11 protein-coding genes are annotated in these 10,702 nt (G+C 45.6%); 8 read left to right on the top strand and 3 right to left on the bottom strand.

Annotation, left to right across the window (positions count from 1 at the left end):
- Positions 1-7 precede the first annotated feature (7 nt).
- The gene (locus ACQEXP_RS05500) at positions 8-1,081 is read right to left on the bottom strand and encodes a ShlB/FhaC/HecB family hemolysin secretion/activation protein (RefSeq protein ID WP_426968684.1); all 1,074 of its coding nucleotides are present in this window, start codon (positions 1,079-1,081) and stop codon (positions 8-10) included.
- Positions 1,082-1,149: 68 nt separating this feature from the next.
- A complete protein-coding gene (locus ACQEXP_RS05495) occupies positions 1,150-1,710 on the bottom strand; it encodes a POTRA domain-containing protein (protein ID WP_426968682.1) in 561 nt (186 codons plus the stop codon).
- 617 nt (positions 1,711-2,327) lie between these two features.
- On the opposite strand from ACQEXP_RS05495, the gene ACQEXP_RS05490 reads away from it, so the two are divergent.
- Positions 2,328-3,593 carry a Rid family hydrolase gene (locus tag ACQEXP_RS05490; protein WP_426968681.1) on the top strand — a complete coding sequence of 422 codons (1,266 nt, stop codon included), beginning with the start codon at positions 2,328-2,330 and terminating at the stop codon, positions 3,591-3,593.
- A 160-nt stretch (positions 3,594-3,753) separates the two neighbouring features.
- On the opposite strand, the gene ACQEXP_RS05485 is transcribed toward ACQEXP_RS05490, so the two are convergent.
- A complete protein-coding gene (locus ACQEXP_RS05485; protein ID WP_426968679.1) occupies positions 3,754-4,002 on the bottom strand; it encodes a hypothetical protein in 249 nt (82 codons plus the stop codon).
- Positions 4,003-4,253: 251 nt separating this feature from the next.
- On the opposite strand from ACQEXP_RS05485, the gene ACQEXP_RS05480 reads away from it, so the two are divergent.
- Genes ACQEXP_RS05480 through ACQEXP_RS05450 form a run of 7 tightly spaced genes read left to right on the top strand, consistent with a single transcriptional unit; the run spans position 4,254 to position 10,696 of the window.
- Positions 4,254-4,898, top strand: a complete 645-nt coding sequence (locus ACQEXP_RS05480) for a hypothetical protein (RefSeq protein WP_426968677.1) — start codon at positions 4,254-4,256, stop codon at positions 4,896-4,898.
- Between the two features lie 9 nt (positions 4,899-4,907).
- On the top strand, positions 4,908-5,591 hold the full coding sequence (locus ACQEXP_RS05475) for an ABC transporter ATP-binding protein (RefSeq protein WP_269375031.1): 684 nt from the start codon (positions 4,908-4,910) through the stop codon (positions 5,589-5,591).
- Positions 5,579-6,838, top strand: a complete 1,260-nt coding sequence (locus ACQEXP_RS05470) for an ABC transporter permease (RefSeq protein ID WP_426968676.1) — start codon at positions 5,579-5,581, stop codon at positions 6,836-6,838. The genes ACQEXP_RS05475 and ACQEXP_RS05470 overlap by 13 nt, the downstream gene beginning before the upstream one ends.
- On the top strand, positions 6,831-7,589 hold the full coding sequence (locus ACQEXP_RS05465) for an outer membrane lipoprotein-sorting protein (protein WP_426968674.1): 759 nt from the start codon (positions 6,831-6,833) through the stop codon (positions 7,587-7,589). Before ACQEXP_RS05470 ends, ACQEXP_RS05465 begins: the two co-directional genes overlap by 8 nt.
- Positions 7,590-8,858 (top strand): hypothetical protein, encoded by a 1,269-nt coding sequence (locus ACQEXP_RS05460; protein ID WP_426968673.1) that lies wholly within the window; start codon positions 7,590-7,592, stop codon positions 8,856-8,858.
- Positions 8,858-9,892 (top strand): sensor histidine kinase, encoded by a 1,035-nt coding sequence (locus ACQEXP_RS05455; protein ID WP_426968672.1) that lies wholly within the window; start codon positions 8,858-8,860, stop codon positions 9,890-9,892. The genes ACQEXP_RS05460 and ACQEXP_RS05455 overlap by 1 nt, the downstream gene beginning before the upstream one ends.
- Positions 9,893-9,904: 12 nt before the next feature.
- Positions 9,905-10,696, top strand: a complete 792-nt coding sequence (locus ACQEXP_RS05450; protein WP_269375027.1) for a LytR/AlgR family response regulator transcription factor — start codon at positions 9,905-9,907, stop codon at positions 10,694-10,696.
- Positions 10,697-10,702: the final 6 nt, after the last annotated feature.

The following is a 10,702-nucleotide window of genomic DNA, read 5'->3' as shown; positions in this document are numbered from 1 at the left end:
CAAATTCCTACCAAGTGACGTTGATGCGGTAATTAACCACGTAGTCGTCTGCGTTTAATCGTGATGGAGCTTCAATAGGAAGCCCTACGGAGAGTGAAGAGGAGCCGTACTTGGCCTGAGTTTTTAGCGACCAACTGGTGCCGAGCAGTGAACCGCCCTCATACTGGTCTTGGCTGTCTTGAACGATAGAGCCCGTATCGAAGGCAAGTTGTGTGGAAATTTGCCCTAGATAGGGCCATTGACCGATGCGATAGGTCAAATCGTTGCGCCAGTAATAGCCTTCATCACCTGAAAGGGAAGCTCCTTTGAATCCCCTGACGGAGTATTCGCCACCAATACTAAGGCGCTCGGCACCATATAGGGTGTCATTGCTCCATTGACCAAATAAGGTCGTCGCGACAGTGAGAGAAGCGCTAACGGGGTAGGTATAGCTGCCTGTCAGTGTTCCTTTAACAAATTGCGCATCTGGCATTGCTGGGGCGTTTGAGAGGGTTTCTTCGCCACCAAACCAATCCGTTCCGATAGCAATCTGTGGCGCCAGACTCAAAAATCCTCCGGCTAAACGGCGACTGTGTTCCCAACTTAATGACGTTGATGAGAGGTTTCTGGAGCTGGCTTCGACCAGAGAACCCAGAATGTAGTTTTTCTCTCGACGATGCTTAACACTGGCTTTTAGCGCTGATTTACTTATGCTGTCGCGAAAAAATAACCACTTGATATCAAGGTCATGACTGTTGGTTTTTCCCGTGGAATCAAAATTAAAACCCTGATTACTGAATGTGGTTAGGTAAGTGCTGTAAGAGGTGCGAAAACCCACGTTCCAATAACCATAAGGGATGTCTGCACTGAGAAATAGACTCTCTGAATCCTTAGAGTCAATAAAGGCTGCGCTTTTGGTTGCCGTTAGATTCCACTGGTCAAGGCGTTTGAATAGGTTCTCTCCGGTCACGCTAAGGGATATTTGCTGTTCACCTGTCGATTCCTGACCGCTATTGCTCAACCCTAGTTCTAAAGAGGAGAACTTTTGCTCGGAAGATTGAATATCAACAATCGAGTAGCCTTGTTGGGTTGAAGGGAGCAATTTAATCTGTGCATTATATCGAGATAAGCGGTTGATCTGATCGAGGCCTTGTTCAATCTCTCTAAGGTTTAGGATTTTCCTGATATGTCAGGAAATGCCATATCTAACGAGACAGAAAGCTGCCCGTTAAACAGAACTTTCTCCACTTTTCCTTCAAGGATGATTATCTGTAACTCACCGCTAGCGAGGTCTTGTGGTGTCATAAACGCGCGTGACGTAACGTAGCCAGCCACCATGTAGTGATTAGAAATATTGCGTAGATAGCTGTTGATGGTGTTGAGGTCGATACAGCCGGGCTTAAATCCACTTACCTTGGTTAACGTCTCGCGGCTATACAGAGTATTGCCTTCGAAAACCAGTGTTTCTATCTCTAAGCATTGGTCGCTTGAGACTGGTTTCGGTTCAGGGAGCGTTGGAACAGGAACCAGATCTTGCAAGGCACTCGTATTTTTCTCAATGAGCTCTAAACGCTGTTTTTGTTTGTCTTGAATCTCTTGTGTTGTGATGGGGGCAAGTGGCAACTCTACAGAATGTGCGGCGAAGGAGTAAACGCTGCAAATAGCAACAAGAACGTAGCATAGACGTTGGAACGGCCTGGCAGTGTATAGATGTGTCGATAACTTTATCATGTTGGATAATCATGGGCTCAATTTCAAATGAAACTGACGGAATGATTACCACATGCACTGAAACTAAAATGTAAGACTCTCAGTAGGAATTTATCAAACTGGAAAGAACGCCTAAAATGGGAAATAAATTACTGACAATGTAATTAGTTAACAATATTTTTTCACTTCCATAATACTTACCTGTCAGGATTTTTCTGTCAGGTAACATCTATAAGCTAATCGCCATCGAGCTTGAAAAGTTTATGCAATTCTAGCGAGATAATTAGCAGTAGAAATACGCTCTCGTAGGCTTATCAGTCAGTTTGTTGTGAGTGCGCTATCAGAAACGAACGAAAACTTCTCATATCAGCAAGTTTAACCATGGGTATGTATTCACCTATTGCGCAATACTAGAGTGAATTAGGTCGTGGAAATAAGGAAAAGTCGCAATTTACGGATAATTAGTCTCTATGTGATTAATTATCCAGTGTTAGGCATATGTCTAGTGAAATCATTATTTGAATTTAGTCACAATCCACTTTGGGTTGTTGCCATACTATCTCGGCACTTATTTAATAAAACTAAACCCTACCAAAATAAAGATATAAATAAATCTTAATAGAAGGATAAGCATCGAAATGAGTGGCGGAATTATTAAAGTTTCAAGAAATAGTGAAAAAGCTCCAATTAATGCGTTGTCAACACAGAGCGTTGCTTTCTCACACTATAATAATATTTCAGCACAGTTGCCAATTGAGCCTGCAACGGGTCAATTAGTCGTTGGTGATATTAAAGCTCAAGCGAAGCAATGTCTTGAGAATATTAAAGCGATCGTAGAGAGCATCAATCATGTTATGGATGATGTGGTAAAAATTCACGTTTTTCTCAAGGATATGTCTGATCTTCCTGCTATTGACGAAGTGTACGCGACTTTCTTCGAAAACCTATTACCAGTAAGAACGGTTGTTGCAGTTGATGCCCTTCCATTAGGTGACGCGCTAGTGCAAATGGACGCTTTAATTTCTAATGGCGAAGGGACGGCACCTCAGGAACCATGCCCGTTGATTAAGCTCTCTAGAAATACTGAGCAAGCACCAGTGCACCCACTCTCCACACAGACAGTTGCATTCTCACACTACAACAATGTGTCAGCACAGTTACCAATCAATCCACAAACTGGTGAGATCGTTGCGGGTGGCGTTAAAGAGCAGGCTGCACAGTGTCTAAAAAACGTGAAAGCAATCCTAGAAAGCATTGATGTACCGTTTGACGACATTGTAAAAGTAGGAATCTATCTAAAAGACTTAGCTGACTTAGACGCAGTGAATGAAGTCTACAGCACTTTCTTCCCTGATTCAGCGATTGCTCGCACTGTCGCTTATGTTCCTGCACGTACCGTAGCCGCTGCAAAAGAACTACCACAGCAAGCGTTGGTTCAGATTGATGTTGTTGTTTCTCATGGTGACGGTACGCCACCACAAGAAGTCGAAGATCGACATGGCATTGTGATCCGTGCAAACAATACTGAGAAGGCGCCGCTAAGCCCATTGCACACTCAGACAGTAGCGTTCTCGCATTACAACCATATCGCTGCGCAGTTGCCTGTAGATCCGCAATCAAACCAGATTGTTGCTGGTGGTGTGAGAGAGCAAGCAGAGCAATGTTTAAACAACATCAAAGCGATCGTTGAAAGCGTTAACCATGTTATGGACGATATCGTTAAGGTGAACATTCAATTGCGAGATATTGCCGATCTGGACACGGTGAATGAAGTTTATACTCGTTACTTTGACGGTGATTTACCTGCAAGAACGGTTGTTGGTGTCGCGGCAATTCAACAAGATGCCTTAGTTCAGATCGATGTAGTGATGTCGAATGGTGAAGGTACACCACCACAACACTGATATTAATTAAAATTGAATTAATTTCTAGGCAGAAGGTTTGTTGAGGATATTTAAATATCTTCAGAAACTTCTGCCTTGTTGTATTCTAAATTGGACTTAAAGTTTGTCATTAAAATAAGACCTGTTCATTGAACAGGTCTTATTTTCTATCTCTGCGATTTTAGTGCTTGCGGCTTGGGCCGTTGCGGACTAAATCTTGTCCTGTCTGGAAGACTTCTTCTGTAACCCAACGGCCTAAAAGGAGTTGGTGCTTATCGTCTAGTACAGCAACAAATCGGCGGCCGTCTTGGTTGTTGGTTGCCATGGCAACGCCTGCTGCATTCTTAAGCTCTAACACACCGCTCTCGACGGCGATAAGGAAAGCTTCAAGTTCTGCTAAATCAGCAATAATTTTGTCGTCTTTGATCATCGGAGTTATCTCTTTGCTCTGACCTTCTCTGCATGTTTTTGTTATTCAGAGAGGTGATTCTTATTTTGTCGCTACTTTAACGATCATAGTGGCTAAAATCCACTGCTGCACCCTAGGTTGACTTCAACCGCTTGCCATTTAATCCATGTTTATACCATTCACGCCTTTTAATGCCCGTTCGTCGCATTGCTCTGAATGCTTTTTTCTCGGAGCGTAATCTTTGACCATCACACGATCAAAGGAATAGTCAGATGAAAACAGTAACATTCGCCAGCTTCATTCTATGTAGCCTACTCACAGCCTTTCCCTCGTTTGCTACGCCAACAGAGGCCGTTATCGCCGAATACAACTTGGCAGCGGAAGGTGACGAAGACAAAGTGGAGCGAGTTCACCAGCAGCTAGAGCAGCAGATTGCAGAGCATGGTGCTGATCCGCTTAGCCTCGTCTACTTGGGCAGTACCCAGACGTTAATGGGCCGTGATGCTTATATGCCTTGGAACAAGATGAAATACACGGAGCAGGGGCTTGCGACGATCAGTAAAGGGCTCGATCTATTAGCCAGCCAATCGACGCCAATTGAACAGCAAGAGATTCGTCAGGGGCTGCCAGAGTCACTACTGGCTAGATCGATTGCAGGTGCGACGTTCACTTCGCTTCCCGATATGTTCAATCACTTCGAACGCGGCTACGACCTATATATTGATCTGCTTGCTGACGAGTCGTTTAAACAGCAAGACTACGATGCAATCTCTTGGGTTTATCTCTATGCAATACGTGCTGCACTTCGAGCGGAAGATAAGCATCAGGCGCAGCAATGGATATCAGATATGCAGGCAAAAGCGCCGCAACATCCATTGACTCTTCAGGCACAAGCCCTTGTTGATTCAGCAGCTTAAGGTGGCGTTATGATTAACTTCCAGCAAATCAGCAAACAGTATTGCATTGGTCAGCAGCAAGTGAATGCACTGAGCGAAGTCAGTGGTCAGATTGCCAAGGGAGAAATGGTTGCTCTCTGTGGTCCCTCTGGCTCAGGTAAAAGTACCTTGCTTAATATCCTTGGACTTCTCGACATGGATTATCAAGGAATCGTCGAGTTGTCCGGTCAAGCTTATCCCAAAAATCCGCTCAAAGCGGCTCAAATGCGTCGTCACCAGCTTGGTTTCGTATTTCAAAAGTTCAACCTGATCCCAGTAATGACCGCTTGGGAAAATGTCGCCTATCCACTGATGCTCAACGGGTTTTCTCAAGCCGAGCAAAAGAAACAGGCTCAAGCGATTCTCGCAAAAGTGGGGTTAGCGGAATTTGCCAACCATAGACCTGACAACTTGTCAGGAGGTCAGCAACAGCGCGTTGCGATTGCGAGAGCTCTGGTACATAAGCCACAAATGGTGATAGCCGACGAGCCAACCGCAAGCTTGGATAGCCATACAGCTTCGGTCGTGATTGATTTGATGAAAAACCTAGGCCATCAGTTAGGCACCACATTCATTGTGGCCACTCACGACCCACGCATGGCTATTCAGTGCGATCGAAGCATCGATCTGCTTGATGGAACAGTTAACAAGGAGCCAGTCAAATGGGCAAGCTGATCCCTGATTCGATCCGAATCGCTTATCTAAACCTACAACGCAACCAACGTCGCAGCGTACTGTCGATATTGATTGTTGCTATCGCGATCTTTGCTCTGACATCGGCGGGAGGGTTTGGCCTCTATACCTATGATTCACTTAAAGAATCAACCGCTAGAGATACTGGGCATCTCACCATTAGTCAGCCGGGATATTTCGAGCAAGATGAAGATATGCCTCTGGCAAACGGGATTGCAGATGGAGGGACTCTAACCACTCGTTTGTTGGCCAATGATAAGGTTCGTGGAGTCCAACCCCGCGTAGAATTTACAGGCTTAGTGTCGAATGGCAGCAAATCGACGATTTTTGTTGGCACTGGCGTCAATGAACGCGAGTTCGATATGAAAGGCCCCTTTCTTGACGTTCGAGAAGGTAAAACGCTTTCGAGTACCCAATCCTCTCGGTACGATCCGAGCGAACCAGAAGTGATGCTTGGTATCGATTTGGCGCGTAATCTCAGTGTCAAAACCGGTGACTGGGTCACTTTACTCGCCACAACCAGTGATGGTGCGCTCAATGCCTATGACTATAAAGTTCGCGGCATCTATTCAACCGGCGTTCCTGAGCTCGATAAACGTCAGTTGTATCTTCATATCGAATCTGCGCAGCAACTGCTGAACAGTAACAAAGTCAGTACCTTGTCTGTGTTCTTGTTTGATACTAAGCAAACCGAGTCCATGGCGCTATGGGTTAACCAACAGCTATCTCAAATGAATTTAGCTCAGCCGCTAGAGGTGACACCTTGGCAGCAAAGGGCGTTTTTCTACAGTAAAGTCAAAGATCTATACGATCGAATTTTTGGCATCATGGGCGCGGTTATGGCTTTGGTTGTATTCGTTGCTCTGTTTAACACAATGACAATGTCTGTGACAGAGCGCACCCGTGAGATCGGCACCTTATCCGCATTAGGGACTTACCCCAATGAGATCGTTTCTGGTTTTGTTCGAGAGGCCGCGCTGCTTGCCGTGATCGGCTCAATGATTGGTGGATTACTGAGTTTACTGGTCAGCGGTTTGCTTATGGTGGTCGATATACAAATGCCACCCCCACCAGGGCGAACCGAAGGCTATCCACTTAACATCTATTTCTCACCAGAACTTCTGTCAATGACAGCGCTAGGCGTACTCATTATATGTGTTGTCGCCGCTTGGTTGTCTGCATCAAAAGGCGTTAAAAAGCCCATTACGGAGGCCCTTATCTATGTTTAATACTCTGATTAAAGCCACTATGGCGATGTTACTCACCTTGTCGGCCAGTTCATCAATGGCTAAAGACGTTGAAACCATGGTGAAAAACGCTGATCACTATCGGCTGGATTCTGACTCAGCTAAGGTCGTTTCTCTGGTAAGCCTGTATGAGAATGGAGAATTAGATAAAACTCGCGAATACAACGTATACACTCGTGAGAAACGGGAGTCGTTGGTGCTGTTTAAGTCCCAAGTTGAAGCGGGACAGAAAATGTTGATGTTGGGAGATAACTACTGGTTAGTGATGCCTAAGAGTCGTCGCCCCATTCGGATTACTCCGATGCAAAAACTGCTTGGCGAAGCATCGGTTGGAGATATATCAACCTTGACCTGGAGTGAGGACTATCAGGCGACATTTGTGAAACCTGAGCAGATGGAAATCGAAGGTCAGGCTCGTTCGGTCAACTATTTGCGCTTACGGGCGACAACTAAAGGTGCAAGCTACGCCAAAATTGACCTGTGGCTCAATGATAGCGATGACTTTCCGATCAAAGCGGATCTATACCTACACTCGGGTAAACTTGCCAAACAGGCTTGGTTTACGTCCGGAGAAAGGGAAGGTAAACAGCGCGTGGTTGCCATGACGCTTCTTGATCAAATTCAGCCAGCGAAGAAAACGGTGATTGAGTATCAAGAGATCACGCCGTTTGAGTTAGACGATAAATACTATAACCCTGCTTATCTCACGCGAAATGCTTTGTCGGAGTTGTAGATGAAAACATCTGTTGTGGCGATAGCATTAATAGTGGTGGCGTCTTCGGCAAACAGTCAGCCGTTTGAATTTGATTGGGATATGACCCTAAGTGGCAGTTCTGCTCAACATCGACATTCAAAGCTTCTCGGGTCTGCGGATTCAGCGAGTACTGAAGGGATTGATGCCGTTGTGGACGTTCAATTTGAAGGATACGGAGTGACGGGATTGTTAGCGGCCAAAGGAAGCCAAATTTACAGTTCGGACGCGACGCAGAGTTATCAAGGTGAATTGATCGCACAAGAACTGTTTTGGCAGGGCAGTATGGAACTCTTTTCTCAGCCAGTGGATCTGACGATCGGGAAAGTGAGGTTAGACTGGGGCGTCGGCTATGGTTACAGACCGATCGACCTTTTCAAACCCTACCGACGTAACCCTGTTGGGATTCAGGTTGAAGAGGGGACAGGCACCGCAATGGCGTCCTATTTTGACTCAGCAGGAGAGTGGAGTATCTACTACACCGACTCTTCGTGGACGAAACAGCGGAGCAGCGATCTCGAACAAGCTTCTGAACAACAAGGCGTAGGGATTCGGCGATATGTGCTGAGTGGTGATACCGAATGGCAGATGCTTGCTTATTACGATGATATTCGCCATGGCCTGTTAGGGGGCTCGTTGGTCACGGTTGTAGATGAAGCTTGGTCCCTGCATGGCTCGGCTGTTTATCAAAACCACTACCTTGGCTACCGTCAAAATGAACACAATAGCCCCGTGACGCTTGAAGAGTACAACGACGGTTATCAAGCGTTATTGGGGCTTAATTGGGCTAATGCAACAGGTCATAACGTCATCGTTGAATATTGGTTTGATAGTCGAAGCTGGAGCAATAGCGAGTGGCAGGAGGCTTATCGGAGAGTGGAATTACTCAATAGTGATGCCATGCTCGCCCCGTTAACGTCCTCCTATGCACAAGGGCTCAATCACGCCAATCTCGTTCAACACAACCTGATGATTCACTGGTCAATGAACTCGACTGCATGGAGCCATTGGCCTTGGACTCGACAGCTATTATGGCTTGATAAACTCACGCCAACCTTCGATCTACTCTATTCACCACAAGATCAGGGGGTCATCGCCACGCAATGGATCGAATACCAGATGTATGATTCGGGAAGCGCTTCACTATTCGCGGAAATTGCGGCTCGTTTTATGACAGGAAATCAAGACTCGTTGTATGCAAATCTACCAGATAAGCGTATGATTTTTCTTAACCTGAGAGGGAAGTTTTGATGAATAATTCAGTCACTTATGCTTCGAACGCAATCAAAAGTTTTGGCTACACAACGATTTTTTGTGCAGTTATTGCGTTCGTTACTCAGTCGATTTGGCCGAGTCCTTACAATGAGCATCTGGCGATCAGCCTAGGTTATGGCTATAGCTCAGTGATTGGAGCATTGCTGCTTAGCTGGTGGTTTCCACAGCTCTCTAATCGTGTAGTGACCGCGCTCTCACTGGCAGGCGCTATGGTATTTGGTACGATGAATGCCTACTGGTGGCTAAGCATTTATGATCGATTCGCCGACCTTAGTCAGCTCAAACCCGTGATGGTACTTGGTTTTATCTTCACCGTGACTTGCTTCTTTTATTTTTATACTCATGAGCAAAAGTTACTGGCGCAAAAAGAGTTAGAAACCGCGAAACGTATCCAGTCTGAGCAAGAAAAAGCACTGGTTTTAAGTCAGTTACGTCAGCTACAGAGTCAAATCGAGCCTCATTTTCTGTTCAATACATTGGCGAATGTCAATGCGTTGATTAGCCATGATCCAAAAACTGCTCAGCATATGTTGGATAAGTTAACCGAGCTGTTGCGAGGAACACTGCAAAACAGTCGTCAGTCTCATTCTACGTTGGACGCAGAGCTCAATCTGGTTGATGCTTACTTAGCGATTCAACAGATTCGTTTGGGTGAACGGCTCAGCTATCAGATAAATAACTTGCTAGATCATTCTTTGCCATTAGCGCCTTTGTTACTGCAACCTCTTGTCGAAAATGCGATTCAGCATGGCATTGAGCCCAAAGCTGAAGGCGGTGAAGTGTTGATCGAAATATCGCAGCAAAATCAAATGATCAATATTGAAGTGACAGATAGCGGAGTGGGCTTGGGCAACGTGGCGACTAAAGATGGTCATGGTATTGGGCTGGAGAACACACGAGAGCGAGTTAAAGCGTTGTACGGTGATGAGGCAAGCCTGTCGATTAGACAAGTTGAAACTGGAGGGGTTAAGGCCGTGATTCAGATCCCTATCGATAAATTGACACTTTAAGCAGGGAGCGCAATGAACACCATATTGCACAGTGCGGTTATCGCTGATGATGAGCCATTGTTGAGGCACCATTTAAACAAGCTGTTGGGTGAGTGCTGGCCGGAGCTAGAGATAGTTGGTCTGGCCAAAAATGGTCAGGAAGCATTACAACTTATTGAACAGCATAAGCCTAGCGTGGTCTTTCTTGATATCAAAATGCCTCAGCTTGATGGGATGGCCGCTGCCAAGATACTGGACAAGAGCGACAGTGAGACACAGATTGTTTTCGTCACGGCATACGATGAGTATGCTTTACAGGCTTTTGAGACCAATGCTGTCGATTATTTACTTAAACCTTTGTCAGAAAAGCGGTTAGAGCAATGTATAGCTAAGCTTAAAGGGAGGCTTAACACCAATACATCACCTTTACAGCCCAATATGTCGATGCTGCTTGATCAGATTCAGCAGATAAGTCAGCAAGCAAAGCCGACTTATTTGAGTTGGTTGCGTGCCAGCAGAGGGGACGACATTCATCTTATCGCTACGAGTGATGTCCTGTTTTTTAAAGCTGAGGATAAGTACGTGTCTCTTTTTGCTAAAGAGGGCGATAAAAAGGTGGAGTACTTGTTGAGAACTTCGCTGAGAGAGTTATTGCAGCAGTTAGATCCGCAGCAGTTCTGGCAGATTCATCGTTCAACGATTGTTAATGTGTCGGCGGTTGAAAAGGTCAAAAAAGTCATTACCGGTAAGATGGTGGTAGTGATTGGAGGAGAAAAGCTGCCAGTGAGTCGTGCAATGCAAAGCCAGTTTACCAATTTGTGGTAATGGAGG

This window comes from Vibrio sp. TRT 1302 (genome assembly GCF_050113875.1).
Classification (GTDB): Bacteria; Pseudomonadota; Gammaproteobacteria; order Enterobacterales; family Vibrionaceae; genus Vibrio.
This window is presented reverse-complemented; position numbering and strand designations above follow the sequence as displayed.

Excerpts from the sequence above, each read along its gene's own strand:
- ACQEXP_RS05450 (WP_269375027.1), top strand. The coding sequence starts at position 9,905 with ATGAACACCATATTGCACAGTGCGGTTATCGCTGATGATGAGCCATTG.
- ACQEXP_RS05455 (WP_426968672.1), top strand. The coding sequence starts at position 8,858 with ATGAATAATTCAGTCACTTATGCTTCGAACGCAATCAAAAGTTTTGGC.
- ACQEXP_RS05465 (WP_426968674.1), top strand. The coding sequence starts at position 6,831 with ATGTTTAATACTCTGATTAAAGCCACTATGGCGATGTTACTCACCTTG.
- ACQEXP_RS05490 (WP_426968681.1), top strand. The coding sequence starts at position 2,328 with ATGAGTGGCGGAATTATTAAAGTTTCAAGAAATAGTGAAAAAGCTCCA.
- ACQEXP_RS05480 (WP_426968677.1), top strand. The coding sequence starts at position 4,254 with ATGAAAACAGTAACATTCGCCAGCTTCATTCTATGTAGCCTACTCACA.
- ACQEXP_RS05475 (WP_269375031.1), top strand. The coding sequence starts at position 4,908 with ATGATTAACTTCCAGCAAATCAGCAAACAGTATTGCATTGGTCAGCAG.
- ACQEXP_RS05495 (WP_426968682.1), bottom strand. The coding sequence starts at position 1,710 with ATGATAAAGTTATCGACACATCTATACACTGCCAGGCCGTTCCAACGT.
- ACQEXP_RS05470 (WP_426968676.1), top strand. The coding sequence starts at position 5,579 with ATGGGCAAGCTGATCCCTGATTCGATCCGAATCGCTTATCTAAACCTA.
- ACQEXP_RS05460 (WP_426968673.1), top strand. The coding sequence starts at position 7,590 with ATGAAAACATCTGTTGTGGCGATAGCATTAATAGTGGTGGCGTCTTCG.
- ACQEXP_RS05485 (WP_426968679.1), bottom strand. The coding sequence starts at position 4,002 with ATGATCAAAGACGACAAAATTATTGCTGATTTAGCAGAACTTGAAGCT.